Source organism: Burkholderia sp. 9779_493, assembly GCF_015712215.1.
In the GTDB taxonomy this organism is placed as follows: Bacteria; Pseudomonadota; Gammaproteobacteria; order Burkholderiales; family Burkholderiaceae; genus Burkholderia; species Burkholderia cenocepacia.
Genome location: NZ_JACCQA010000010.1, coordinates 1 through 25,566 on the forward strand (window position 1 = coordinate 1; position 25,566 = coordinate 25,566).

The following is a 25,566-nucleotide window of genomic DNA, read 5'->3' on the forward strand; positions in this document are numbered from 1 at the left end:
TGCCGAACTGCTCAAGCAACTCGGCCGGAATCGCCGGCAGAGCCGCCGGCTGGGCTTTCGGTTTGCGAGGCATAAATTCTCCTTGGGAGCATGTTATGCCTTAAACACAAAATTCCTGACAGGCCCCGGCCGCGCGACACGAGCGCCTACCCCGCGCCCGGTTGCACCTGCCGGCGACGAATTCGGCCGGAACCCGATCGTGTGAAGTAAACTACGCGGTTACGACGCACAGACCCGCCGAAAGCGTCGCGTTCCGCGCGACGCTTTTGCATTTCTGCAGCCATTTATTGACGCTTCCAACCGTGAATCCGAGCCGCGCCTGCGCGCGGCGATAGAGCCAACGATGTCCCGAATTTCCTTGTTTCCGCGTCAGTCCCGTCTGTCGCGTGCCGTGCGTGGCGCGCTGGCGATCCTGGCGCTCGGCGCAGCCGCATCGGCATGGGCAGTCGGCGCCGGCGAACTGCCGGCGTCCGCTGCCGGCGCCGCCGCTCCGCTTACCGTGACGGTCCAGCCGGGCCAGTCGCTGAACGACATCGCGAAAGCGGCCACGCAATCGCACGATCCGGGCGTGCTCGCGCGCGCTGGCCGTGCGCTGTTCGACGCCAATCCGCAGGCGTTCATGAAGCGCGACGCGAGCCGCCTGAAAGTCGGCGCGACGCTGACGGTGCCCGCGCTCGACGCCACCGGCGCGGCGCTCGCGCCGGCCGGCGCATCCGCTGCCTCCGGGACGACGGCCGCTTCCGCGCCCGCCGCCGCATCGGGCGCGGCGGCGATCGCGCAGCATGGCGCATCGGCGCCGCATGCCGGCTCGGCCGTGCAGTCCGCGCCGGTGGCGCCTGCCCAGCATGCAACGCCGGTGAGCGGCGCGAGTGCCGCGACGGCGGCGGGGGCATCGGCATCGGCTTCGAGCGGTGCCTCTTCGAACGGGGCGTCGGCCGCACATGGCGCGTCGGCTGTCGACGGCATGCAGCCGGCGGCGCCTACGGCCGGGGCAAGCGGCCCGCACGTATGGAGCGGCGCGATCCAGTCGGCGCCGTCGGCCACGAGCGACGCCGCGGGGCAGGCGGTGCCGGGCGGCCCGGTTTCCGGCGTGCACGAACCGGCCGGCGCAGCGCCCGCCGTGAGTGCGTCGCAGCCGCGGCCGTCGAGCCTGCAGCAATTGCTGGCGCTGAAGAATCGCGTGCTGATGGAGTTGCAGAAGCACGGCATCGGCAAGCCGGCCACGACGACCGGCGTCGCGCCGGCGCCGGCTCCGGTGCCCGCCGCGCCGCGTCCGGCCGCGAACGACGCGGGTGTGTCGGCCGCCGCATCGACGGCAAGCGAAGCCGCGTCGGGCGTGGCAGCCAGCGCGCCGCAACCGGCATCGGCGTCCGTGCAGCCGGTCGCGCCCGTCGCGACACCTGCACGCCGTCCCGAACAGATGGATTGGCGTCCGGCCGCCGTGGCCGGCGCTGCCGTGATCGTGCTCGCGGCCGGCTTCGCGTGGCGCAAGCGCCGCAAGGGGCGCCGCGCGGACGATGCGGGTACGGCTACGGCCGCGGCAGGCGGTGCCGCGGAAGCGGAAGCCGCGCCGTCCGTCGAGCGCGAACTGCCGATCACGCCCGAGATGCCGGTTGCGCGCGATGCGGCGTCCGACATGAACCTCGCGGCGGCGACTGCGGCGGCGGCGGAGACCATCGAGCCGCCCGCAGCGGACACCTCGCCCGCACCCGAAGTGACGGCGCCGCCGCGCGACGAGTCGCCCGAATTGCCGTCTGCTCATGCGGCGGAGTCGCCCGCGAACGACGCGACTCCGGTTTCGGCCGAGGCGCCGCACGAGGCGGCGCCAGCGGAAAAAAACACCGCCGCCGATCAGCCGGCCGAGCCGCCCGCGGCGTCCATCGCGCCTTCGAGCACCGAAGCGCAGCACGCGACGCTGATGCAGAACGCGATCAGCGCGCTCAACAGTCTCGACATGCCGTTGCCGCCGCGGGCGACAGACGAGCCGTCGTTGACGCCGGAGGAACGCGCGGCGCGGGCAGCGCAGCCCGACGCCGATAAAATCGCAACTAACGGTCAATCCGCCCAGCACCCGCCGATTGGCTCGGGTGAAACGACGCCGGAACATCCGGCCGACCAGGACGACGAGTTCGACTGGGACCCGGACGCCGCGACGCCTGCCGGCCACGCGGGCCAGTCGCCCGCGACGTCGTCGCTGCCGGCGCTCGGCGGCGCGCAGTTCGGCGCGCTGAAGCTCGATTTCGATCTCGACCTGCCGTCCACGCCGGGCGCCGCGCTGCCTGCGCTCACCGCGGACGAACTCGCGCGCATCGCCCGCAACAAGCTCGATCTCGCGGCGGAGTACGTCGAACTGGGCGACCTGTCCGGCGCACGCACGCTGCTGCAGGAAGTGGTCGACGCGAACGACGCCGCGACGCGCGACGATGCGCGCGCGCTGCTCGCGAAACTGGCGGACGAGGCGTGATGCGGATCGCGCTCGGCATCCAGTACGACGGCGCGGCGTTCTGCGGCTGGCAGTCGCAGCCGCACGGCAAGACCGTGCAGGACCGGCTCGAACATGCGCTGGCCGAGTTCGCGCGGGTGCCGCTGCACACGACGGTGGCGGGGCGGACCGACACCGGCGTGCACGGGCTCGGGCAGGTCGTGCATTTCGACACGGAACTCGAGCGCGAGGTGTTCTCGTGGGTGCGCGGCACCAACGCGTTCCTTCCGCCGACCGTGTCGGTGCAGTGGGCGAAACCGATGCCGGACACGTTCCATGCGCGCTTTTCGGCGTTCGAGCGCACCTATTACTACGCGCTGTACGTGCATCCGGTGCGTTCGCCGATGCTGGCCGGGCGCGCGGGCTGGATCCACACGCCGCTCGACGACGACGCGATGCGCGCCGCCGCCGCGCACCTGATCGGCGAGCACGACTTTTCGTCGTTCCGGTCGTCGGAATGCCAGTCGAAGACGCCGGTCAAACACCTGTATCAGATCGACGTGCGGCGCGCGGGGCATTTCATCCATTTCCGCTTCCGCGCCAACGCGTTCCTGCACCACATGGTGCGCAACCTGATGGGCTGCCTCGTCGCGGTGGGGCGCGGCCGCTATCCGGCCGACTGGCTCGCCGACGTGCTGGCCGGGCGCGACCGCAATCTCGCGGCGCCCACGTTCATGGCCGACGGGCTGTACCTCGCCCACGTCGGCTACCCGGCGGAATTCGCCGTCCCGCCCGCGCAGCTCGGCAGCGTGCCGTGGAGCAGCGTCTGGGCGGATCTGGACCCACAAACATGACGGAGCACGCCGTGTCTTCTTCGACTTCCGCCGCGGCTGGCCTGGCGCCGCGCACGCGCATCAAGCTGTGCGGGCTGTCGCGCCCCGAGGACGTGCTGCACGCGGCGGCGCTCGGCGCCGATGCGATCGGCCTCGTGTTCTACCCGAAGAGCCCGCGCGCGGTGTCGATCGCGCAGGCGGCCGAGCTGGCGAGCCTCGCGCCGCCGTTCGTCTCGGTGGTCGGGCTGTTCGTGAATGCGACCGAAGCCGAGATCGAAGCCGTCGTGCGCGACGTGCCGCTCACGGTGCTGCAGTTCCACGGCGACGAGACGCCGGAGCAGTGCGACGCACTTGGCCGCGCGGCACGCCTGCCGTGGTTGCGCGCGGTACGCGTCGGCCCCTCGACGCAGCGTGCCGATTTGGTAGAATCGGCTCTTCATTATTCGAAAGCGCGCGGCCTCCTGTTCGACACCCTGGTGCCGGATTACGGCGGTAGCGGCAAGGTCTTCGATTGGTCTCTTATTCCCGCAGAGCTCGCGCGTCGGGCCGTTTTGAGTGGTGGCTTGAACGCGCAAAACGTCGGTGATGCGATCCGCCAGCTGCGTCCGTTTGCTGTCGATGTCTCGAGTGGCATCGAAGTGGAGGGCGCGAAGGGCGTGAAGGATCACGCCCGGATGGCGGCGTTCGTACGCGCGGTGCGCGCAGCGGACGCCGGGTGATGCAAGCCGGTGCGACCCCCAAAGCGGGCGCACCGACCGATCGAGAGAGACACCATGTACAACCTTCCTGATGATCGCGGCCATTTCGGCCCGTATGGCGGCGTGTTCGTCGCCGAGACGCTGATTCACGCGCTGGACGAACTGCGCGCGGCGTATGAAAAGTTCCAGAACGATCCCGACTTCGTCGCCGAATTCGAGCGCGAGCTGAAGTATTTCGTCGGCCGCCCGTCGCCGATCTATCACGCGCAGCGCTGGAGCGAGATGCTCGGCGGCGCGCAGATCTACCTGAAGCGCGAAGACCTGAACCACACGGGCGCGCACAAGATCAACAACGTGATCGGCCAGGCGCTGCTCGCGAAGCGCATGGGCAAGAAGCGCGTGATCGCGGAAACCGGCGCCGGCCAGCACGGCGTCGCGACCGCGACGATCTGCGCGCGCTTCGGGATGGAGTGCGTCGTCTACATGGGCTCGGAGGACGTGCGCCGGCAGGCCGCCAACGTCTACCGGATGAAGCTGCTCGGCGCGACCGTCGTGCCGGTCGAATCGGGTTCGCGCACGCTGAAGGACGCGCTGAACGAAGCGATGCGCGACTGGGTCACGAACATCGAAAGCACGTTCTACATCATCGGCACGGTCGCGGGCCCGCACCCGTATCCGATGATGGTGCGCGACTTCCAGCGCGTGATCGGCGACGAGTGCAAGGTGCAGATGCCCGAGCTCGCTGGCCGGCAGCCGGACGCGGTGATTGCGTGCGTGGGCGGCGGGTCGAACGCGATGGGCATCTTCTATCCGTACATCGACGATACCTCGGTGCAGCTGATCGGCGTCGAAGCGGCCGGCGACGGCCTCGATACGGGCCATCACGCGGCATCGCTGATCGCCGGCAGCCCGGGCGTGCTGCACGGCAACCGCACGTACCTGCTGCAGGACGACAACGGCCAGATCATCGAGACGCATTCGGTGTCGGCGGGCCTCGACTATCCGGGCGTCGGCCCCGAGCACGCATGGCTGAAGGACAGCGGCCGCGCGCAGTACGTGCCGATCAGCGACGACGAGGCGTTGAAGGCGTTCCACGACTGCTGCCGGATCGAGGGGATCATTCCCGCGCTCGAGTCGAGCCACGCGATCGCGTATGGCGTGAAGCTCGCGCCGACGTTGCCGAAGGACAAGATCCTGCTCGTCAACCTGTCGGGCCGCGGCGACAAGGACATGCACACGGTCGCCGAGCGATCGGGCATCGAGCTCTGACCCCGACCGATGCGTGACCTGATCGAAGAGCCGGGCGGCGGCGCCGCGAGCGAGGCGGAGGCGGTTCAGCCCGCCGCTGCCGTGCCGCGCGCGCTGCCGTCCGGTATCGAGCTGCACAACCGCGATTTCCTGACCCACGCCGCGCACCTGCCGGATGCGTCGATCGACCTGATCGTCGCCGATCCGCCGTACGGGCTCGGCAAGGACTACGGCAACGATTCGGACAAGCGTTCGGGCGACGACTTCCTCGCGTGGACGCGCGAGTGGCTCGACCTCGCGATTCCGAAGCTGAAGCCGAGCGGGTCGATGTACATCTTCTGCACGTGGCAGTACGCGCCGGAAATCTTCAGTTTCCTGAAGACGAAACTCACGATGGTCAACGAGATCATCTGGGACCGGCGCGTGCCGAGCATGGGCGGCACGACGCGCCGTTTCACGTCGGTGCACGACAACATCGGCTTTTTCGCGGTTTCCAAAGCGTATTACTTCGATCTCGATCCGGTCCGCATCCCGTACGACGCCGACACGAAGAAGGCCCGCTCGCGCAAGCTGTTCGAAGGCAGCAAGTGGCTGGAGATGGGCTACAACCCGAAGGACGTCTGGTCGGTCTCGCGCCTGCACCGGCAGCACGCGGAGCGCGTCGATCATCCGACCCAGAAGCCGCTGGAAATCATCGAGCGGATGGTGCTCGCAAGCTGCCCGCCGGGCGGCCGCGTGCTCGATCCGTTCATGGGCAGCGGCACGACCGCGGTGGCCTGCGCACGGCAGGGGCGCGACTTCGTCGGCTACGAGATCAACGAAAGCTATTGTGCGATCGCGCACGAGCGCGTGAGCGCGCTCGCCGCGCCGGCGTGCGCGTGAGTCGCGCCGCCGCGTCGCCGAACGCAACGCATACATCGTATGAGACCGGAGCAAGCGCTGAAGCGCCAGTTCCGGATCGACACAGGAAAATTGCCATGTCCCGTATTCAGCAGACCTTCGCCGCGCTCGCCGAACAAGGCCGTAAGGGCCTGATCCCGTTCATCACGGCCGGCGACCCCGATCCCGCGAAAACCGTCGAATTCATGCACGCGCTCGCCGCAGGCGGCGCGGACGTGATCGAGCTCGGCGTGCCGTTCTCGGACCCGATGGCCGACGGCCCGGTGATTCAGCGCTCGTCGGAACGCGCGCTCGCGCGCGGCGTCACGTTGAAGAGCGTGCTCGCCGACGTGAAGCGTTTCCGCGAAACCGACCCCCAAACCCCCGTCGTGCTGATGGGCTATGCGAACCCGATCGAACGGATGGGTGTCGACGCGTTCGCGGCCGAAGCGCACGCGGCCGGCGTCGACGGCGTGCTGGTGGTCGACTATCCGCCGGAAGAGGCCGGTGTTTTCGCCGAGAAAATGCGCGCCGCGCAGATCGATCCGATCTTCCTGCTGGCGCCCACGTCGACCGACGAGCGCATTGCCGACGTCGGCAAGATCGCGAGCGGCTACGTGTATTACGTGTCGCTCAAGGGCGTGACCGGCGCGGGAAATCTGGATGTTTCGAGCATTGCAGGTAAAATCCCGGCCATCAAGTCGCGCGTGCCGGTTCCGGTGGGCGTCGGCTTCGGTATCCGCGACGCCGAAACGGCGCGCGCGGTGGCCGAAGTGTCGGATGCCGTCGTGATCGGCAGCCGCCTGGTGCAGCTGCTCGAGAGCGCCGCGCCGGAAGGCGCCGCCGCCGCGCTGAAGACTTTCATTGCCGAGCTGCGTGCCGCGCTGGACGGCGCGGGCAAGACGGCGCGATAAACACAACAGGAAGCGGGAACGGGCCGGTCGGCCCGCCCCGCCACGGAACAGGAAACCATACGATGAGCTGGCTCGACAAACTGTTGCCGCCGAAGATCAAGCAGACCGACCCGAAAAGCCGCAAGGGCATTCCGGAAGGCCTGTGGGTCAAGTGCCCGTCCTGCGAGGCCGTTCTCTATCGCAACGACGTGGACGCGAACCTGCACGTGTGCCCGAAGTGCGATCACCACATGCGCATCGGTGCACGCGAGCGCCTCGACGGGCTGCTCGATCCGGAAGGCCGCTATGAAATCGGCCAGGAAATCGTGCCGGTCGACACGCTGAAGTTCAAGGACAGCCGCAAGTACCCCGATCGTCTGAAGGAAGCGATGGACGAAACCGGCGAGACCGACGCGATGGTCGTGATGGGCGGGGCGATCCACACGCTGCCCGTCGTCGCGGCCTGTTTCGAGTTCTCGTTCATGGGCGGCTCGATGGGCTCGGTCGTCGGCGAACGCTTCGCGCGCGGCGCGCAGAACGCGCTGGAGCAGCACGTGCCGTTCATCTGCTTCACCGCATCGGGCGGCGCGCGGATGCAGGAAAGCCTGCTGTCGCTGATGCAGATGGCCAAGACCACCGCGATGCTGACCAAGCTCGCCGAGGCGAAGCTGCCGTTCATCTCGGTGCTGACCGACCCGACGATGGGTGGCGTGTCGGCGAGCTTCGCATTCCTCGGCGACGTCGTGATCGCCGAGCCGAAGGCGCTGATCGGCTTCGCCGGCCCGCGCGTGATCGAGCAGACGGTCCGCGAGAAACTGCCGGAAGGTTTCCAGCGCGCCGAATTCCTGCTGAAGACCGGCGCGATCGACATGATCGTCGATCGTCGCAAGATGCGCGACGAGATCGCGCAGTTGCTCGCGCTGCTGCAGCGACAGCCGGCCGACGCGCTGGCCTGACCGGCGCAAGGTTGTGACTCCGCGCGTCGCCTGGCTCCAGCGTCAGGCGGCGCGCTTCGTTTTTTGGCGTAGTGGCGGTACCGATCCAGATTTGATCCGATGAGCACTTTTCCCACTCTCGACGCGTGGCTTTCGCATCTCGAACGCGCGCACCCGGTCGGCATCGACATGGGCCTGACCCGCATCGGGCAGGTCAAGGCGGCGCTGCAGCTCGAATTCGCGTGCCCGGTGATCACCGTCGGCGGCACGAACGGCAAGGGCTCGACCTGCGCATTCCTCGAGACGATCCTCGTGCGCGCGGGCTACAAGGTCGGCTGCCACACGTCGCCGCACCTGCTCGAATTCAACGAGCGCGCGCGCGTGAACGGACGGAACGTGACCGATGACGAACTGCTGCCGCACTTCGAGGCCGTCGAAGCCGCGCGCACGTCGCTGGCCGAGCCCGTATCGCTCACGTATTTCGAATTCACGACGCTCGCGATCCTGCATCTGTTCGCGGCGCGCGGGCTCGACGCGGTGATCCTCGAAGTCGGCCTCGGCGGCCGGCTCGACGCGGTCAACATCATCGATACCGATTGTGCGATCGTCACGAGCATCGACATCGACCATACCGAATACCTTGGCGACACGCGCGAGAAGATCGCGTTCGAGAAGGCCGGGATCTTCCGCGCCGGCAAGCCGGCGATCTGCGGCGATCCGGCCGCGCCGCAGACGCTGATCGACCACGCCGAAGCGATCGGCGCCGATCTGTGGCTCGTCGGTCGCGATTTCCGCTACGAGGCGCAAGCGGGCGCCGAGCGCCAGCAATGGAGCTACCTCGGCCGCGAGAAGCGCTATCCGGCGCTCGCGTATCCGGCGCTGCGTGGCGCGAATCAGCTGATCAATGCGTCGGCCGCGCTCGCCGCGCTCGAGGCGCTGCGTCCGGTGCTGCCGGTGTCCGCGCAGGACATCCGGCTCGGGCTGGCGAACGTCGAGCTGCCGGGGCGCTTCCAGGTGCTGCCCGGCAAGCCGGCGATCGTGCTCGACGTCGCGCACAACCCGCATGCGTCGGCCGTGCTCGAGCAGAACCTCGGCAACATGGGCTTCTTCCCGTACACGTACGCGGTGTTCGGCGCGATGCACGACAAGGACATCGACGGCGTGCTGCAGCACCTGAAGGGCGAGATCGACCACTGGTGCGTGACCGACCTGCCGCTGCCGCGCGCGGCCTCCGCGGAGCAGCTCGAAGCCGCGCTGCGCAAGGCTGGCGTGGAGGAGGGGCCCGATTCGAGCGTGACGCGCTACGCGTCGCCTGCGGAAGCGTTTCGCGATGCACTAAAAAGAGCATCCGAGAATGATAGAATCGTGGTTTTCGGCAGTTTCCATACGGTTGCCGGCGTGCTGGCCTACCGTAAATCGCAGCAACACTGACTGACGGGCAGTTTCGGACTCAGCCATTCATGGGAATTTTCTCGTTCGGCAAAAAAGACGACGACGCGCCCCCGCGGCGCGGCGGTCGCACCGGGGCTTCCCGGAACGTGCGCACGGAGCGCACTGAACGCGTCGAGCGGCGCCCGCGCCGCACCGAGCGTCCGGAATCGGACGCACTGCTCCTCGATCCGACCCTTCCAGAAAAGCAACGCGCACGCCGGCGCCTCGTCGGCGCGATCGCGCTCGTCGTGGCCGCGGTGATCGTGCTGCCGATGGTGCTCGACTCGCACCCGAAGCCGGTCACGGACGACATCGCGATCGACATCCCGAACCGGCCCGCGCACCAGGCGGTCGCGCCGCGCGACGACGATGTGTCCGACGTGCAGGCGGGCGTCGCCCACGACGAACCGCCGGCATCCGACACGACCGTTGCGGCCGCACCGGCCCCTGCGCCGAAGGATGCCGCCAAGCCGGCCGCGAAACCCGATACGACCACCACGGCGAGCGTGACGCCGCCGAAGCCCGCGCCGAAGCCGGCCGCCCCCGCGGCGAAACCGGCCGCGCCGAAGCCTGCGCCCGCAACCGTCGCGAATGCAGGCGCCGCGAGCCCGGACAGCGGCGACGCATCGTCGCCGGCATCGCCGGCCGGTGCGCGCTTCGCGGTGCAGCTCGGCTCGTTCAAGGACGACGCGACGGCCCGTTCGTGGGCGACCAAATTGAAATCGGCGGGTGTGCCCGCATATGTCGAGCATCGCAAGCAGGCGGACGGCAGCACGGCTACACTGTTGCGTGCCGGCCCGTTCGCGGATCGATCGGCGGCTTCCGCCGCGATCGCGAAGGTGCGCGAAGCCGGTCTGACGCAGTAATGCCACGATGCTGACGGCTTTCGACTACGCTGTATTGGCGGTGATCGTGTTGTCGGCGCTGCGCGGCGCATGGCGCGGCTTCGTGTCCGAGATTTTCGGGCTGATCGGCTGGATCGCGGCGATCGTGATCGCGGGCCGCTACGTCGGGCTGGTCGTGCCGTACATCCCGGCGAACTGGCCGGGCGGCGCGCTGACGCAGTGGGTGATCGCCTTCGCGTTAGTCGTGATCGGCGTCGTGCTGGTCGCCGGCGTGGCGAACGCGCTGCTGTCGCGGATCGCGCAGGCGAGTGGCCTGGGCGGCGTCGACCGCTCGCTGGGCATGATGTTCGGGCTCGTCCGCGGCTGCGTGCTGGTGGTGCTGCTGGTCGCGGCGGCCGGGCTGACCGAACTGCCCAAACAGGATTTCTGGCGCAATGCGCTATTGCGTCCTTTTGCCGAACAGGGCGTGCACGAGCTGAAGCAGCTCCTGCCCGACGGCATGGCCCAGTACGTACGCGTGTGACGACGCGGCCGGGCAGGACGGAACCGATTTTGTCATTCTGAAGGACATGCCATGTGCGGCATCGTAGGTGTTATCTCCCAATCCCCGGTCAATCAGCTGATCTATGACAGCCTGCTGCTGCTGCAGCATCGCGGTCAGGACGCGGCGGGCATCGCGACGGCGGACGGCAGCAATTTCCACATGTACAAGGCGAACGGCATGGTGCGCGACGTGTTCCGCACGCGCAACATGCGCAGCCTGCCCGGCACCTACGGCATCGGCCAGGTGCGCTACCCGACGGCCGGCTCGGCGTCGAGCGAGGCCGAGGCGCAGCCGTTCTACGTGAACGCGCCGTTCGGGATCATCCTCGCGCACAACGGCAACCTGACGAACTGGCAGCAACTGAAGGACGAGATGTTCCGGATCGACCGCCGGCACATCAACACCAATTCCGACAGCGAAGTGCTGCTCAACGTGTTCGCGCACGAGCTGCAACTGTCGACCACGGGCCTCGAGCTCGATCCGGCGTCGGTGTTCAAGGCGGTGTCGGGCGTGCATCGCCGCCTGCAGGGTTCGTACGCGATCGTGTCGCTGATCGCCGGCTACGGCCTGCTCGCGTTCCGCGACCCGTTCGGCATCCGTCCGCTCTGCATCGGCAAGCTCGAAACCGAACACGGCACCGAATGGATGGTCGCGTCGGAGTCGGTGGCGGTCGAAGGCATCGGTTTCGAATTCGTGCGTGACCTGGAGCCGGGCGAAGCGATCTTCATCGACAAGGCCGGCAACTTCCACAGCCAGCAGTGTGCGGAGAACCCGACGCTGAATCCGTGCATGTTCGAATACGTGTATCTGGCCCGTCCGGATTCGTGTCTCGACGGCGTGCCGGTCTACAACGTGCGCCTGCGCATGGGCGACTATCTCGCCGAGAAGATCAAGCGCGAGCTGCCAAACGTGCCGATCGACGTCGTGATGCCGATTCCCGATTCGTCGCGCCCGGCCGCGATGCAGGTCGCCGCGAAGCTCGGCGTCGAGTATCGCGAAGGCTTCTTCAAGAACCGCTACGTCGGCCGGACCTTCATCATGCCGGGGCAGGCCGTGCGCAAGAAGTCGGTGCGCCAGAAGCTCAACGCGATGAGCATCGAGTTCAAGGACAAGCACGTGCTGATCGTCGACGATTCGATCGTGCGCGGCACGACCTCGCATGAAATCGTGCAGATGGCGCGCGATGCGGGCGCGAAGTCGGTGATCTTCGCGTCGGCGGCGCCGCCCGTGAAGTTCCCGAACGTGTACGGCATCGACATGCCGACGCGTGGCGAGCTCGTCGCGCACGGCCGCACCGACGAGGAAGTCGCGAAGATCATCGGCGCCGACCACCTGATCTATCAGGACGTCGACGATCTGCGCCGCGCGGTGCGCGACATCAACCCGAAGCTCGAGCGCTTCGAGGCGTCGTGTTTCGACGGCAACTACATCACCGGCGACGTGACGCCCGAGTATCTCGATGCGATCGAGCGCGCGCGCCTCACGCCGGCGTCGCAGGCCGATCGCGATACGGCCGGCGATACCGAGCGTTCGCAGATGAACCTGCAGCTGTCGGTCGAGTAACGCCGGCGCACGCTTCGATCGAGGCGTGATAGGATGTGGCCTTGCGTCGATTTGATATCAGCTTGCGGACGCGGGGCAACTTCCCAAAACAGCTAAAGCGAAGGCCGGCGGCAGCCGGCCCGAGTCGATCGCTGTCGTACCGCACCGAAGCCCGCTGATGCCGACGCATAGCGGGCTTTTTGTTTTTGGCCTGGGTTTTGACCGGGTCCGCGCCTCATGAACGACCGTCGGCGCGGCCATCGAATACGGAAAACGGAACATGGACGACTCCCTCAACTTCGACACGCTTGCCGTGCGCGCGGGCACGCAGCGCAGCGACTTCAACGAGCATTCGGAAGCGCTGTTCCTCACGTCGAGCTTCTGCTTCTCGAGCGCGGCCGACGCGGCCGAGCGCTTCGCGAATTCGGAAGACTATTTCACCTACTCGCGCTTCACGAATCCGACCGTCACCATGTTCCAGGAGCGTCTCGCGGCGCTCGAGGGCGGCGAGGCGTGCATCGCGACGGCGTCGGGCATGGCCGCGATCATGTCGGTCGTGATGTCCGCGCTGCAGGCGGGCGACCATCTCGTCAGCTCGCGCAGCCTGTTCGGCTCGACGCTCGGGATGTTCTCGCAGATCTTCAGCAAGTTCGGGATCACGACGACCTTCGTCGACCCGACGGACTTGAACGCATGGCAGGAAGCCGTGCGGCCGGAAACGAAGATGTTCTTCCTCGAGACGCCGTCGAACCCGTTGACCGAACTCGCCGACATCGAGGCGATCGGCAAGATCGCGAAGGCCGCGAACGCGCTGTTCGTCGTCGACAACTGTTTCTGCAGCCCGGTGCTGCAGCAGCCGCTGAAGCTCGGCGCGGATGTCGTGATGCATTCGGCGACGAAATTCCTCGACGGTCAGGGCCGCGTGCTCGGCGGCGCGCTGGTCGGCTCGAAGGAATTCATCATGGGCAAGGTGTTCCCGTTCGTGCGCAGCGCGGGCCCGACGCTGTCGGCGTTCAACGCGTGGGTGCTGCTGAAGGGGATGGAGACGCTGTCGCTGCGCGTCGAGAAGCAATCGGCGAACGCGCTGGAGATCGCGCGCTGGCTCGACGCGCATCCGGCCGTCGCGCGCGTGTTCTATCCGGGGCTCGAATCGCATCCGCAGCATGAACTCGCGAAGCGCCAGCAGAAGGCGGGCGGCGCGATCGTGTCGTTCGAGCTGAAGGGCGACACGCCCGAGCAGCAGCGCGCGAACGCATGGCGCGTGATCGACGGCACGAAGCTGGTGTCGATCACCGGCAACCTCGGCGACACGCGCACGACGATCACGCATCCGGCGACCACGACGCACGGCCGCATCACGCCGGAAGCGCGCGCCGCGGCGGGGATCACCGAGGGGCTGATCCGCCTGGCGGTCGGCCTCGAGCATGCGGGCGACATTCGCAACGATTTGGCGCGCGGCCTGGACGGCTGAGTGACGCAGCGGTTTTCGGACCGGCATCAATGAAAACGGGCCGCTCGTGAGAGCGGCCCGTCGTCGTTTCGGCGCATGCCGTTGCGTGCGTGTCGTCCCGTTCAGTCAGCGGCGTGGCCGGGCGGTGCAGCACGCATCGCGTCCACCATCCATCGCAGCGTTTCGTCGAGCGGCGTGACCGGCAATTCGCCGACCGCACGCCGCAGCTTGTCGCGCGACCCGCTCAGGCTTTTCACTTCGTTGTGTCGCACGAAGCGTGGATCGATCGTCACGTCGATCACGTAACCGGCGATGCGCGACAGCATCGCCAGCACTTCCTTCAGTGAATACGCGCGCTCCGAGCAGACGTTGAACGTCTCGCCTGCCGGTGCGGCTTCGATGAGCTTCAGATAGGCGGCCGTCACGTCGCGCACGTCGGAGAAATCGCGGCTCACGTCGAGATTGCCGAGCGAGATCCGCGGTGCGTTGCGCGCATAGTGCGCGACGAGCTTCGGCAGCAGATAGGCATCGCTCTGGCCGACGCCCGTGTAGTTGAACGGCCGGGCGATCACGATCGGCAGCCGGTCGGCCCATAGCTTCGCCGCATATTCCATCGCGAGTTTGCTGACCGCGTAGTCGTTCGCCGGCGCAGGCGCGACGGTTTCGTCGAGCACGCCGGCCGTCGAGTTGCCGTAGATGTTCGCGCTGCTGGCCAGCAGCACGGCCGACGGACGGCGGTCGAGGCCGGAGAGGGCAGCCAGCAGGTTGCGCGTGCCGACGATGTTGACCGCGTAGGTCTGCGATGGCTCGTCCTGTGCGACATGCGCACGCGCGGCGAGATGCACGACTGCGTCGGGGCGTGCATCGGCCGCAGCCGCGCGCATGGCCTCGGCGTCGAGCAGGTCGACGGGCAGCAGCGTGCACTGCGCGAACGCCGGATCGGCGGGGCGGGGCGTGCCGGGCGCGACCGTGCCCCAGACGTCATAGCCGGCCGCCTGCAGGCGTTCGGCCATGTAGCGACCGGTGAAGCCCGTCAGGCCCGTGACGAATGCACGGCGCGACGGACGTCCGGTTTCAGAACGTGTCATGGTGTTGGTTCCGCGTCAAATCCGCTTCGACCATCATCTGGCAAAGTTGTTCGAGCGTCGTCCTGGGTGCCCAGCCCAGTTTGCTTTTCGCCTTGTCCGCGCAGCCGATCAGCAGGTCGACTTCGGCCGGGCGGTAGAACTTCGGGTTCACTTCGACGAGCACGTTGCCGGTCGATGCGTCGAGGCCGCGCTCCTGCTCGCCCTTGCCGGTCCATTCGATCTGGTAGCCGGCCGCCGCGAACGCCATCCGCACGAAGTCGCGCACGGTTTCGGTGCGATTGGTCGCGAGCACGTAGGTGTCGGGCTCGTCGGCCTGCAGCATGCGCCACATGCCTTCGACGTATTCGAGCGCGAAGCCCCAGTCGCGTTTCGCGTCGAGATTGCCGAGCTCGAGCTTGGTCGCCTTGCCGAGCCGGATCTTCGCAACGGTGTCCGTGATCTTGCGCGTGACGAATTCGCGGCCGCGCAGCGGCGATTCGTGGTTGAACAGGATCCCGCTGCTGCCGAACAGGCCATACGATTCGCGGTAGTTCACGGTCATCCAGTGCGCGTACAGCTTCGCGACCCCGTACGGGCTGCGCGGGTAGAACGCGGTGGTTTCCGTTTGCGGAATGGCCTGCACCTTGCCGAACATCTCGGACGTCGACGCCTGGTAGAAGCGCGTCTTCGGGCTCACGACGCGAATCGCCTCGAGCAGGTTCAGCGGACCGATGCCGGTCACTTCGGCGGTCGTCGCCGGCTGGTCGAACGACACGCCGACGAAGCTCTGCGCGGCCAGGTTGTAGAGTTCGTCCGGCTGCGTGCGTTCGAGCAGGCGCAGGCTCGAGCCCGCGTCGGTGAGGTCGTGCTCGACGAGCGTCAGGTTCGGATGCGTGTCGACGCCCAGTTCGGCGATACGCCAGAAGTTCACCGAGCTGGTGCGGCGATAGGTGCCGGTGACCTCGTAGCCCTTGTCGAGCAGCAGTTTGGTCAGGTACGCACCGTCTTGCCCCGAAATTCCGGTGATGATGGCCTTTTTACGAGTTTGGCTCATGGCGTTGTCCTGGTAGAAGCAATGGATGATGAAATTCAGGCGGTCGTGCCGGCGGCGGCCGGCACCGCGCGGCGCGCGGGCCCGCGCGTCAGGCGCCGTTCGAAGCCGTACCAGCTCAGGGTCGCGTACGCGAGCGTGATCGCCAGCGCGAGCGCGGCCGTGACGAAGCGGTTCAGATGCAGCGGCCACAGCGCGTACAGCACGCTCAGGTGGATCAGGTAGACGGTGTAGCTGACGGTGCCGACGTAGACGAGCATCGGGTTCGTCAGCACACGCTGCACGAGGCCGCGGCCGCGCAGCGCGATCACGACGATCGACGTGCACAGCAGCAGCGAGATGCTGTAGAGCGCCGCATTCGACATCGGCGTGTTCGCGGCGCGAAAGCGCGGGAACGACAGGTGCAGCCAGCCGAGGATCGCGAGCGACACGAGCGCGCCGACGATCGCGAGCGGGTAGAACGGCTCGAGCGCGCGCCGGTCGCGGCGCAGCACGATCGCGAGCAACGCGCCGGCCGCGAGCAGGTCCATCCGGAACGGCGTCAGGTAGTAGATCGGCCAGAACGAATCGAACCACGGCGTCGCGATCGCGCGCAGCACCGGCGCCGCGACGATCAGCGCGGCGGCGACCCACAGCAGCGCGCGCTCCGAGCACCACAGCACGACGAACGGCCAGAAGATGTAGAACTGCTCCTCGACCGCGAGCGACCACAGCACGTTCAGGCTGTCATGGCCGATGCTGCCGAGCGACAGCCCGATATTGGTCGAGAAAAACGCGAACCACGGCCAATGCGGCAGCCAGCTCGCGCCGAACAGCAGCGTCGACACCACCAGCAGCAGCACGTACGGCGGCAGGATGCGGCGCACGCGGCGCGCATAGAAGTGGCTGAAGTACGACTGCCCGCGCGCCTTGCGATCGAGCAGGATGCCGGTGATCAGCAGGCCGCTCAGCACGAAGAACAGATCGACACCCATCCACAGCGGCGCCTTCAGCGCGTGCTGCAGGAACACGGCGCCCACCGCGATCGCGCGCAGCCCGTCGAGCTGCACGATGCGGCCGTGTTGCGGCGGGGCGAGGTCGGCGGGGCGTGCCAGGGCCGTCATCGCGCGGCTCCTTCACGACCCGCATCCAATGCGTGTACGTATTGCATGCCTTTTAATGGAATATGGAATCGAAATCGATTCTAGGGAAAAGAAATCGGTAAAAAAACGCGCGTCATTTATCTGGCGACAAATATTCAAATGCCGATTATTGCGATCGCGAGATGAAAGGTTGGCGCCCGGGCGGGCCCGATGGGCGGTGCGGGGCGGAATTTTCTACGTGGTGGCGCGGGAAAGGCGGTCGTTATTGCCGTTTCCGCGCGCCATTTACTCGCTGTTCCGGTTCGATATTTCACGCGGAAACATCCCCAAATATTTCCAAATTTCTTGTGATTATTTTTGCTTGTAACCTGCATCGCGACGTTTGAAACCCATTTAGCGACAGCGCGCATCCGCGGCACTCCGTGGCGGCGCCGGTCGCTGTTGCATCAAGTCTGGAGAAGCGCATTGCGACGTCTGATTCTGGTTGGCATGACGGTATGCGCGGCGCTGCTGACGAGCGCCGTGCCGGCCGAAACGGTGTTGCCCGCGACGACGTCGTGGATCGGCAACACGTTCGGCTATGGCGACGGCTCATGGACGCAGATCGACATCCGCGCGATCGCGGTGACGCCCGAGGGCAAGGTGTATACGAATGCGCCGTGGGACGAGAGCGGCGCCGAGGCGAGCGTCTACCAGGACGGGAAGATGCTCGGCTTCGCCGGCGGCACGCACGGCTGGGGCAATCTCGGCGGCAACGCGATCGCGGTGAACAGCAAGTACGCGTATGTCGCGATCGGCGTCGGCAACGAGCGCGGCCACTTGCAGGCGCCCGGCATCTGGCCGGACAAGGGCAAGCAATGGTTCGGCATCTCGCGACGCACGATCGGCGACATGAAGCAGCCCGCGCCGTTTCGCGCGGCGCCGCAGGTCGCGCCGGGCGGCCGCGCCGACGCCGGCCGCGCACGGATGGCCGCCAGCTTCATGATGATGAACGAGGTGCCGGCGCCCGCGCGCTCGGAAGTCGGCGAGGCGAAGGCCGAAGTGGGCGGCCTCGCGGCCGACGACAAGACGCTGTTCGCGACCAATCCGTCGCGCGACGTGGTGGATGTCTATGACGCGGAGACGATGCAGCAGAAGGGCACGTGGAGCGCGCACGAGCCGGGCCGCATCGCGCTCGCGGGCGACGGCTCGCTGTGGCTGCTGACCGATACGCTGGGCGGGCCCGCGCATCTCGTGCACGTGCGGGCCGACGGCCGCAAGCTCGACGACGCGCCGGCGCTGCCGGAAGGCACCGACGCGGTGGACGTGGCGGTCGACGCGAAAGGGCGCGTGCTGATCGCGGACAACGGGCCGCGCCAGCAGATCCTGATCTTCTCGAAAGGCGGCAACGGCTATGCGCCGTCCGGCACGCTCGGCGAACGCGGCGGCATCTTCGCGGGCCCGGTGCCGGGTCGGCCGGGGCCGCAGCGTTTCAACGGGCTGACGGGCGTCGGTGTCGACCGCGCCGGCAACATCTACGTGTCGATGAACGGGATCGGGCCGCGCCACGACACGATCGGCGCGGGGCTCGGCGCGGTGCTGGAAAGCTACACGCCGGACGGCAAGCTGCGCTGGCAGGTGCAGGGGCTGCTGTTCGTCGACGGCGCGTGGCTCGATCCCGCACGGCCGAACAGCGTGTACACGGGCAACAAGCGTTTCGAGCTCGACCTGTCGAGGCCGCCGGGCCAGGACTGGAAATACGTCGGCTTCCTGTCGAACCGCTTCAAGTATCCGGACGACCCGGTGTTCCACACGGACCAGTATCCGGGCATGCCGATCGCGCGGCGCGTGGACGGTCGCACGTTCCTGTACCTGACCGACATGTACGCGGATCACCTGAAGATCTACCGCTTCGACGCGAAGCGCGACGGCGAAGTCGCGATTCCGTCCGGCCTGATCGCGGGCCGTGCGCGACCGGTCGACAAGGTGCCGAACAAGCCGCCGGGCGGCGACTGGCTGTGGCGCGACACGAACGGCAACGGCCGGATCGATGCCGACGAGTCCGAGCTCAACACGACGGGCAAGGCGAAGGCCGGCGGCTGGGGCTGGTGGGTCGACACGAAGGGCGACATCTGGCGCACGAGCGACGTGCGCGGCATCCACCGTTTCCAGTACGGCGGCGTCGACAAGGCCGGCAACCCGATCTATTCGTACGACAAGGTGACCACCTACCCGATGCCGCAGCCGTTCACGCAGCTGCGCCGCGCGATCTACGAGCCACAGACCGACACGCTGTACGTGACCGGCTACACCGCCGACGCGCCGCCGCAGCCGGGCATCAACAAGGAAGTCGGGCGCGTGCTGATCCGCTTCGACAAGTGGTCGACGGGCTCGCCAGTCGCGCGCTACCAGGTGGCGCTGCCGTGGAAGCTCGACGCGAAGCCGATCTTCGACCTGATCGGGATCACGGTCGAGGGGCGCTACCTTTTCACGGTGGAGCCGGTCGGCAAGATCCACGTGTACGACAAGGAAACCGGCAAGGAAGTCGGCGTGATGAGCCCGGGCGCCGAGGTCGGCAAGGCGTCCGGCTGGGTCGACGTGCCGTTCGGCATCAGCGCGTTCCGGCGCGAGAACGGCGAGTACCTGGTGTTCGTCGAGGAAGACGCGCGCGGCAAGGTGCTGATGTATCGCTGGAAACCGTGACGGGCGGCGCGCCGTCGTCGACGTCACTCAAGGCTCAAGCATGGACAAAGGCATACTCAAGAACGTTTCGATCAACTTCATCGGGCTGATCCTGCCGACCTTCGTGTCGCTGGTGACGGTGCCCGCGTACATCCACGCGCTCGGCGTCGAACGCTACGGCGTCGTCAGCCTCGTATGGACGCTGATCGGCTATTTCGGGATCCTCGATCTCGGGATGAGCATGGCCGCGCAGAACCACATCTCGAAGGCGCTCGCGAGCGGCGACGCGGACGAAAGCGCGCGCGTGTTCTGGAGCGCGTTCTGGCTGAACCTTGGCACCGGCATCGCGGGCGGGCTGCTGATCTATTTCGGCGCGTTCGTCTACACCGCGTATTTCACGAAGGTGTCGGCCGCGATGCAGCACGAGGTGTATCTCGCGCTGCCGTGGCTCGCGCTCGCGATTCCGCTCGCGAACGTGTCGTGGGTGTTCGCCGGCGCGATCAACGGCGCCGAACGGTTCGGCGTGTTCAACACGAACCAGACGATCGGCACGTTCCTGTTCCAGCTGCTGCCGCTCGCCGCCGCGTGGTGGATCGCGCCGAACCTGCAGACGGTGCTCGCCGCGGCCGTCGTCGCGCGGCTGATCGCGGCGGTGATGCTCGGGCAGGCCAGCATCAAGGTGCTCGGCATCCGCCGCATCGATCCGCCGCAGTGGGGCACCGCGAAAGGGCTGTTCAACTTCGGCGGCTGGATGCTGATCGCGAGCACGACCAGCATGATCGCCGACACGCTCGACCGCGTGATGCTCGGCGCCGGCATGGGCGCGAAATTCGTCACCTATTACACGGTGCCGCAGAACCTCGTCACCCGGTTGAACATGCTGCCGAACGCGCTGGTGCGCACGCTGTTCCCGCGGCTGTCGGCGGTCGGCCGCGATCATGCGGATACGCTCGCGCGCCAGTCGCTCGAGTTCCTGAACGGCGTGTTCACGCCGGTCGGCATCGTCGCGATCTTCGCGCTTGCGCCGTTCCTCACGCTGTGGGTCGGCGCCGATCTCGCCGCGCATTCGGCGCCGGTCGGCCGCGTGCTGGTGATCAGCGTGTGGCTCGTCGGCCAGGCGAGCGTCACGCGCATCCTGATCCAGTCGCAGGTCAACCCGGCCCGCGCGGCATTCGCCGGGCTCGTCGAGATGCCGTTCTTCGTCGGCGGCCTGTGGTTCGGCATTCATCACTTCGGGCTGATCGGCGCGGCGGTGGTCGTCGCGGCGCGCGCGCTCGTCGACTACGGCGTGCTGCTGTACCTGTCGGCGATCCGGATGCGCGCAATCGTGCTCGACATGCTCGCGCATCTGGCGTTCCTGCTGGCGAGCCTGTTCCTGGCGCAGGCGTGGCCGGGGCTCGGCGAGTCGATCGGCATGTGCGCGGTCGTGCTGGTGCTGAACGTCGCGTGGTCGCTCACGATGACGCCGGGGTTGCGCGCGCTCGTGCGCGACCTGTTTGTCCGTCTCAATGCGAGGAAAACCATATGAATCGCGATCTGGCGGAACACGCCGTCCTGAATCTCGCCACGGCCGATGCCGCCGTGGCCCACCCGGGCGACGCCGCCGCGCTGCACCGCGCGGTGTCGGCGGAGTGCGCCGGCGCGCGGCAGCCGGCGCGTGCGCTGCGCGTGGCGATCGTCCACGACTGGCTCGTCACCTATGCGGGCGCCGAGCGCGTGCTCGAACAGATCGTCGCGTGCTTTCCCGACGCGGACCTGTTCAGCCTCGTCGATTTTCTCGACGACCGCGCGTTCGTGCGCGGCAAGCCGGTGACGACGTCCTTCATCCAGAAGCTGCCGTTCGCCCGCACCAAGTACCGTAGCTACCTGCCGCTGATGCCGCTCGCGATCGAGCAGCTCGACGTGTCCGAGTACGACCTCGTGATCTCGAGCAGCCACGCGGTCGCGAAGGGCGTGCTGACCGGGCCGGACCAGGTACACATCAGCTACGTGCATTCGCCGATCCGCTATGCGTGGGACCTGCAGCATCAGTATCTGGAGCAGTCGAACCTCACGCATGGGCCGAAATCGCTGCTCGCGCGGATGATCCTGCACTACATCCGCAACTGGGACACGCGCACCGCGAACGCGGTGGACGGCTTCGTCGCGAATTCCGCGTTCATCGCACGGCGCATCAGGAAGGTCTATCACCGCGACGCGGCGGTGATCTTTCCGCCGGTCGACGTCGACGCGTTCTCGCTGAATGCGGTGAAAGAGGAGTTCTACCTGACCGCGTCGCGGATGGTGCCGTACAAGAAGATCGACCTGATCGTCGAAGCCTTTTCGCGCACGCCCGAGCGCAAGCTCGTCGTGATCGGCGACGGCCCCGAGATGCAGAAGATTCGCGCCAAGGCCGGCCCGAACGTCGAGATCATGGGCTACCAGCCGTTCGCGGTGCTGCACGACCGGATGCGGCGCGCGAAGGCGTTCGTGTTCGCGGCCGAGGAGGATTTCGGCATCTCGGTCGTCGAGGCGCAGGCGTGCGGCACGCCGGTCATCGCGTACGGCAAGGGCGGTGCGCTCGAAACCGTGCTCGACCCGCAATCGAACCTGCACCCGACCGGCCTCTTCTTCGACGAACAGACGCCGCAGGCGATCGTCGCGGCCGTCGACGATTTCGAGCGCGCGCCGCAGCGCTTCACGCCGGACGCGTGCCGCGCGAACGCGGAGCGGTTTTCCGCCGACACGTTCCGGCGGCGCTTCCTCGACTACGTGGAGCAGGCGCTGCCCGGCTCGACCGCGCAGCGCGGCACGGCCGCGCCTCTGCCGGCCGCGCGCGGCCCGGCGACGCTCGTGCTCGACCAGAGCGGCGTGCTCGGCGGCGCCGAGCTGTCGCTGCTCGAGATCATGAAGCACATGCGCGCGAACGCCGACGTGCTGCTGTTCGCCGACGGTCCGTTCCGCGCGGCGCTCGACGAGATCGGCGCGCGCGTCGACGTGGTCGAGCAGGGTGCGCTCGCGGGCGTGCGCAAGCAGGGCGGCGTGTCGTTCGGCGCGGTGAAGCAGCTCGTGCGGCTGGTGCGCGACGTCGCGCGGCGCGCGCGCCGCGCCGAGGTGATCTACGCGAACACCCAACGCGCGATGGTGGTCGCCGCGCTCGCCGGGCGGCTCGCGCGCAAGCCGGTGGTCTGGCACCTGCGCGACATCGTCAGCACCGACCATTTCGGCGGCAAGCAGTTGAAGGCGATCAAGTATTGCGCGCGGCTCGGCGTCACGCGCGTGATCGCGAACTCCGATGCATCCGCGCAAGCGTTCCGCGCGCTGACGGGCTTCACGCCGCAGCACGTCGACGTCGTGTTCAATGGCATTTCGGCCGAACCGTTCGACGCGCTGGAAGGCGTGAGCCAGGCCGCGCTGCGCGCGCGCCTGGGGCTGCCCGCGGACGCCTGGCTGGTCGGCTCGTTCAGTCGTCTCGCGCGCTGGAAGGGGCAGCACGTGCTGCTGGAGGCCGCCGCGCGGCATCCGGACATGCACGTGGTGCTGGTCGGCGCGCCGCTGTTCGGCGAGGACGACTATGCGGCGCAACTGCACGAATACGTCGCGCAGCACGGGATGGACGCGCGCGTGCATTTCCTCGGCTTCCAGCGCGACGTGGCCGCGTGCATGACGGCGGTCGACGTCGTCGCGCACACGTCGATCACGCCGGAGCCGTTCGGGCGCGTGATCGTCGAGGGGATGCTCGCGCGCCGGCCGGTCGTCGCGGCGCGGGCGGGCGGCGTCGTCGAGATCATCGAGGATGGCGACAACGGGCTGCTCTGCGAGCCGGGTAACGCGGCCGCGCTGGCCGATGCGCTGGCGACGCTCAAGCGCGACCGCGCGCTGCGCGAGCGGCTCGTCGCGAGCGGGCGCGCGACCGCGGTGCGCCGGTTCGGGACCGAAACCTACGTGGAGCGGGTCGAGAAGATCCTCGCGGATACGGCGAAGGCCGCCAAGGCCGCGAACGCGAAGAAGTAGCAGCTGGCGCGAGCCGGCGGCAAACGGGCCCCCATGCGGTGTCGTGCTGCGTGGGGGCTTCGCTTTTCAGCGGGCGAGATGTCTGGTGGTGGCGGACGGGCGGGCATGCACGCCGACTCCACATGAGGCGCGAGCATGGCCGATCGTCATCTGAAACCGGGAGCGGGCCATCGGCAACGTGAAGCGGGCAGGCGACACCGTTGCAGTCGTGCTGCAGCAACCCCGCAGAGACGGCTTACGCGGGTCGTGGCGCGGTCGGAGAGCGGCAGGCTGCCCGTCCCTTGTCGAAGCGGCCCGCGACCGCGCGCCGGCCGTGAAAAAGCCCCCGCGCAGCGAGACGCCGCGCGAGGGCTGCGAAACCGGACGGGCCGGCCTGCTTGGGTCAGACGGCCTGTTCGGGCGTCGACGCGACGACGCGGGCGGCGCGGGTCGGCTTGAAGCTGGCCGACCACGTCATCGCCGGCCGTTCGAACATCCGGTAGAACAGGTACGCCACCGGGATCGCGACGGCCATGAACGCGAACGACGGCCAGATCGACAGTTGCAGTTCGGAATGGAACAGCACCGAGCCGAGGCAGACGAACAGCGGCAGGTGGACCAGGTACAGCGAGTAGCTGAAGTCGCCGAACCAGCTCAGCACGCGCAGCGGCGGCGTCGGGCGCGGCGGGCGGGCAAGCGCGCGGTACAGGAAGCACGCGAAGCCGGCCGACCACAGCTGGAACGCACCGTACTGGCCGACATGGAACGCGCCGCAGCCGGCGGCCAGCAGCACGGCGGCCGCGACGTACCACGCGCGCGACGGCACGACGGCCATGCCGCGCGATTGCTGCGCGCGCACGTCGGCGATCCATGCGCCGATCGTCCAGGACAGCCAGTACGACGTGAAGAACTGCAGGTCGTGCCGTTCGAGCAGCCACGCCGACGCGACGTTGACGAGCGCGACCGCGGCCACGACGGCCGGCATCCCGATGCGCCGGCGCAGCGCGAACAGCAGCGGGTAGACCGCGTAGAACTGCACTTCGAGCGACAGCGTCCACAGCGCGCCGTTCGACCCGTACGTGTAGCCGGCGACGCCCTGCAGCGAGAACAGGTTCACGAGGAACGCGACGAGGCCGACGTCGCGGATCTTGTGGCTGACGGGCTCGATCTGCAGGCTGACCGCGTCGAGCGCGAGCGTGAACAGCAGCGCGGCGAGCAGCACCGGGTAGATGCGCGCGAAGCGGCGCACCCAGAAATTCGGCGCGTCGAGCCGGTATGCGGGGTTGGCCGCGAGCTTGAGCGCCGCGTTGCGGTGGATGCAGTAGCCGCTGATCACGAAGAAGATCGGCACGCCGGCGGAGCCCCACGCGAACGGGAAGGTCAGGTAGCCGGCGATCACGCCCGGGCTCAGTGCATGACCGTAAGCATGATGGAAGCTCTGCATGCCGACCCAGACGACCTGGCGGCAGTGGAAATAGGCGACGAGCAGCGCCGCGAAGCCGCGCATCGCGTCGATCACGTGTTCCTTGTGGTCGGCGACGGGCGGCGCGGCCAGAGACGATCCGCTGAAAGCTTGCATGCGATTCGATTCCTTGCGACGGATGGACGGGAAGTTTCATCCAATCGTAATGCGCAAGAATTCGGTCAATGAATAAAAAAATCTCGCCCGGAAATATCGGTATTCCACATCATGGAGTTATCGCGATCTGAAAGCGGCTCGTCGAGGGGTGCGAATTATTTGCCGATTTTTTTCTGATAGTTTGAAGCTCCAGTTGATTGATGCAAGGAGCGGCAAGATGGACATGCATTGGATCGCGAGCGCTGCAGTACTGTTGGTCATGGCCGTGCTGTCGGCGTACCGCGAGGCGCTGAAGAACGAACCGATCCGCCCGGGCCTCGAACGGGGCGGCGTGCCCTATATCGAGGAATTCGAATCGTAAGCATTTGTATCCGGAAAATCGGTAATTTGTTTCTGCCTCGGCAATCGGTCCGGCAATATCGACCGAATTGAAA

The 25,566-nt window shown here is 67.6% G+C and carries 21 protein-coding genes; 17 read left to right on the forward strand and 4 right to left on the reverse strand.

What is annotated here, in order from left to right; translation table 11 throughout:
- From H0X95_RS35950 to H0X95_RS12295, 13 genes are all read left to right on the forward strand, one after another.
- Positions 1-205, forward strand: a 205-nt coding sequence (locus H0X95_RS35950; RefSeq protein WP_230878197.1) for a hypothetical protein, incomplete at its 5' end; no start/stop codon positions are given.
- Positions 206-343: 138 nt separating this feature from the next.
- Positions 344-2,464: a FimV/HubP family polar landmark protein gene (locus tag H0X95_RS12240; protein WP_058902906.1), complete on the forward strand. Its 2,121-nt coding sequence runs from the start codon at positions 344-346 to the stop codon at positions 2,462-2,464.
- Positions 2,464-3,276, forward strand: a complete 813-nt coding sequence (gene truA, locus H0X95_RS12245; protein ID WP_059722619.1) for a tRNA pseudouridine(38-40) synthase TruA — start codon at positions 2,464-2,466, stop codon at positions 3,274-3,276. The genes H0X95_RS12240 and truA overlap by 1 nt, the downstream gene beginning before the upstream one ends.
- Positions 3,273-3,974, forward strand: a complete 702-nt coding sequence (locus tag H0X95_RS12250; RefSeq protein ID WP_034202598.1) for a phosphoribosylanthranilate isomerase — start codon at positions 3,273-3,275, stop codon at positions 3,972-3,974. The genes truA and H0X95_RS12250 overlap by 4 nt, the downstream gene beginning before the upstream one ends.
- A 54-nt stretch (positions 3,975-4,028) precedes the next feature.
- Positions 4,029-5,222, forward strand: a complete 1,194-nt coding sequence (trpB, locus tag H0X95_RS12255) for a tryptophan synthase subunit beta (protein WP_006484413.1) — start codon at positions 4,029-4,031, stop codon at positions 5,220-5,222.
- A 9-nt stretch (positions 5,223-5,231) separates the two neighbouring features.
- Positions 5,232-6,083, forward strand: coding sequence for a DNA-methyltransferase (locus H0X95_RS12260; protein WP_006484405.1), 852 nt, complete (start codon positions 5,232-5,234; stop codon positions 6,081-6,083).
- Positions 6,084-6,178: 95 nt separating this feature from the next.
- Positions 6,179-6,994, forward strand: a complete 816-nt coding sequence (gene trpA, locus H0X95_RS12265) for a tryptophan synthase subunit alpha (RefSeq protein ID WP_059722620.1) — start codon at positions 6,179-6,181, stop codon at positions 6,992-6,994.
- Positions 6,995-7,056: 62 nt separating this feature from the next.
- The gene (accD, locus tag H0X95_RS12270; protein ID WP_006484412.1) at positions 7,057-7,929 is read left to right on the forward strand and encodes an acetyl-CoA carboxylase, carboxyltransferase subunit beta; all 873 of its coding nucleotides are present in this window, start codon (positions 7,057-7,059) and stop codon (positions 7,927-7,929) included.
- 99 nt (positions 7,930-8,028) lie between these two features.
- Complete coding sequence (gene folC, locus H0X95_RS12275) at positions 8,029-9,339, forward strand: bifunctional tetrahydrofolate synthase/dihydrofolate synthase (protein ID WP_059722622.1); 1,311 nt, start codon at positions 8,029-8,031, stop codon at positions 9,337-9,339.
- 29 nt (positions 9,340-9,368) lie between these two features.
- Positions 9,369-10,205, forward strand: coding sequence for an SPOR domain-containing protein (locus H0X95_RS12280; RefSeq protein ID WP_034178306.1), 837 nt, complete (start codon positions 9,369-9,371; stop codon positions 10,203-10,205).
- Between the two features lie 7 nt (positions 10,206-10,212).
- Positions 10,213-10,707: a CvpA family protein gene (locus H0X95_RS12285; RefSeq protein ID WP_006491262.1), complete on the forward strand. Its 495-nt coding sequence runs from the start codon at positions 10,213-10,215 to the stop codon at positions 10,705-10,707.
- 51 nt (positions 10,708-10,758) lie between these two features.
- Entirely contained in the window at positions 10,759-12,291 is a 1,533-nt protein-coding gene (gene purF, locus H0X95_RS12290) for an amidophosphoribosyltransferase (protein WP_006495945.1), read from the forward strand.
- A gap of 259 nt (positions 12,292-12,550) precedes the next feature.
- Positions 12,551-13,741, forward strand: coding sequence for an O-succinylhomoserine sulfhydrylase (locus tag H0X95_RS12295; RefSeq protein WP_006491257.1), 1,191 nt, complete (start codon positions 12,551-12,553; stop codon positions 13,739-13,741).
- A gap of 101 nt (positions 13,742-13,842) precedes the next feature.
- On the opposite strand, the gene H0X95_RS12300 is transcribed toward H0X95_RS12295, so the two are convergent.
- The 3 genes from H0X95_RS12300 to H0X95_RS12310 are packed head-to-tail and all read right to left on the reverse strand — an operon-like array spanning position 13,843 to position 16,941.
- Positions 13,843-14,808, reverse strand: coding sequence for an NAD-dependent epimerase/dehydratase family protein (locus H0X95_RS12300; protein WP_059722624.1), 966 nt, complete (start codon positions 14,806-14,808; stop codon positions 13,843-13,845).
- Positions 14,795-15,841: a GDP-mannose 4,6-dehydratase gene (gmd, locus tag H0X95_RS12305; protein WP_006495942.1), complete on the reverse strand. Its 1,047-nt coding sequence runs from the start codon at positions 15,839-15,841 to the stop codon at positions 14,795-14,797. The genes H0X95_RS12300 and gmd overlap by 14 nt, the downstream gene beginning before the upstream one ends.
- Positions 15,842-15,876: 35 nt before the next feature.
- Entirely contained in the window at positions 15,877-16,941 is a 1,065-nt protein-coding gene (locus tag H0X95_RS12310; RefSeq protein WP_006495941.1) for an acyltransferase family protein, read from the reverse strand.
- Between the two features lie 468 nt (positions 16,942-17,409).
- Here H0X95_RS12310 and H0X95_RS12315 point away from each other — a divergent pair, with 468 nt between their 5' ends.
- Genes H0X95_RS12315 through H0X95_RS12325 form a run of 3 tightly spaced genes read left to right on the forward strand, consistent with a single transcriptional unit; the run spans position 17,410 to position 23,574 of the window.
- The gene (locus tag H0X95_RS12315) at positions 17,410-19,602 is read left to right on the forward strand and encodes a hypothetical protein (RefSeq protein ID WP_059722626.1); all 2,193 of its coding nucleotides are present in this window, start codon (positions 17,410-17,412) and stop codon (positions 19,600-19,602) included.
- Between the two features lie 40 nt (positions 19,603-19,642).
- Positions 19,643-21,109, forward strand: coding sequence for a flippase (locus tag H0X95_RS12320; RefSeq protein ID WP_006491256.1), 1,467 nt, complete (start codon positions 19,643-19,645; stop codon positions 21,107-21,109).
- On the forward strand, positions 21,106-23,574 hold the full coding sequence (locus tag H0X95_RS12325) for a glycosyltransferase family 4 protein (protein ID WP_059722628.1): 2,469 nt from the start codon (positions 21,106-21,108) through the stop codon (positions 23,572-23,574). The genes H0X95_RS12320 and H0X95_RS12325 overlap by 4 nt, the downstream gene beginning before the upstream one ends.
- A gap of 382 nt (positions 23,575-23,956) precedes the next feature.
- Here H0X95_RS12325 and H0X95_RS12330 read toward each other — a convergent pair whose 3' ends face one another.
- On the reverse strand, positions 23,957-25,132 hold the full coding sequence (locus H0X95_RS12330) for an acyltransferase family protein (RefSeq protein WP_006495937.1): 1,176 nt from the start codon (positions 25,130-25,132) through the stop codon (positions 23,957-23,959).
- Positions 25,133-25,349: 217 nt separating this feature from the next.
- On the opposite strand from H0X95_RS12330, the gene H0X95_RS12335 reads away from it, so the two are divergent.
- Positions 25,350-25,493: a hypothetical protein gene (locus H0X95_RS12335; RefSeq protein ID WP_006479318.1), complete on the forward strand. Its 144-nt coding sequence runs from the start codon at positions 25,350-25,352 to the stop codon at positions 25,491-25,493.
- Positions 25,494-25,566: the final 73 nt, after the last annotated feature.

Coding starts and splice junctions, on each gene's coding strand:
- H0X95_RS12240 (WP_058902906.1), top strand. CDS start 344: ATGTCCCGAATTTCCTTGTTTCCGCGTCAGTCCCGTCTGTCGCGTGCC.
- truA (WP_059722619.1), top strand. CDS start 2,464: ATGCGGATCGCGCTCGGCATCCAGTACGACGGCGCGGCGTTCTGCGGC.
- H0X95_RS12250 (WP_034202598.1), top strand. CDS start 3,273: ATGACGGAGCACGCCGTGTCTTCTTCGACTTCCGCCGCGGCTGGCCTG.
- trpB (WP_006484413.1), top strand. CDS start 4,029: ATGTACAACCTTCCTGATGATCGCGGCCATTTCGGCCCGTATGGCGGC.
- H0X95_RS12260 (WP_006484405.1), top strand. CDS start 5,232: ATGCGTGACCTGATCGAAGAGCCGGGCGGCGGCGCCGCGAGCGAGGCG.
- trpA (WP_059722620.1), top strand. CDS start 6,179: ATGTCCCGTATTCAGCAGACCTTCGCCGCGCTCGCCGAACAAGGCCGT.
- accD (WP_006484412.1), top strand. CDS start 7,057: ATGAGCTGGCTCGACAAACTGTTGCCGCCGAAGATCAAGCAGACCGAC.
- folC (WP_059722622.1), top strand. CDS start 8,029: ATGAGCACTTTTCCCACTCTCGACGCGTGGCTTTCGCATCTCGAACGC.
- H0X95_RS12280 (WP_034178306.1), top strand. CDS start 9,369: ATGGGAATTTTCTCGTTCGGCAAAAAAGACGACGACGCGCCCCCGCGG.
- H0X95_RS12285 (WP_006491262.1), top strand. CDS start 10,213: ATGCTGACGGCTTTCGACTACGCTGTATTGGCGGTGATCGTGTTGTCG.
- purF (WP_006495945.1), top strand. CDS start 10,759: ATGTGCGGCATCGTAGGTGTTATCTCCCAATCCCCGGTCAATCAGCTG.
- H0X95_RS12295 (WP_006491257.1), top strand. CDS start 12,551: ATGGACGACTCCCTCAACTTCGACACGCTTGCCGTGCGCGCGGGCACG.
- H0X95_RS12300 (WP_059722624.1), bottom strand. CDS start 14,808: ATGACACGTTCTGAAACCGGACGTCCGTCGCGCCGTGCATTCGTCACG.
- gmd (WP_006495942.1), bottom strand. CDS start 15,841: ATGAGCCAAACTCGTAAAAAGGCCATCATCACCGGAATTTCGGGGCAA.
- H0X95_RS12310 (WP_006495941.1), bottom strand. CDS start 16,941: ATGACGGCCCTGGCACGCCCCGCCGACCTCGCCCCGCCGCAACACGGC.
- H0X95_RS12315 (WP_059722626.1), top strand. CDS start 17,410: ATGACGGTATGCGCGGCGCTGCTGACGAGCGCCGTGCCGGCCGAAACG.
- H0X95_RS12320 (WP_006491256.1), top strand. CDS start 19,643: ATGGACAAAGGCATACTCAAGAACGTTTCGATCAACTTCATCGGGCTG.
- H0X95_RS12325 (WP_059722628.1), top strand. CDS start 21,106: ATGAATCGCGATCTGGCGGAACACGCCGTCCTGAATCTCGCCACGGCC.
- H0X95_RS12330 (WP_006495937.1), bottom strand. CDS start 25,132: ATGCAAGCTTTCAGCGGATCGTCTCTGGCCGCGCCGCCCGTCGCCGAC.
- H0X95_RS12335 (WP_006479318.1), top strand. CDS start 25,350: ATGGACATGCATTGGATCGCGAGCGCTGCAGTACTGTTGGTCATGGCC.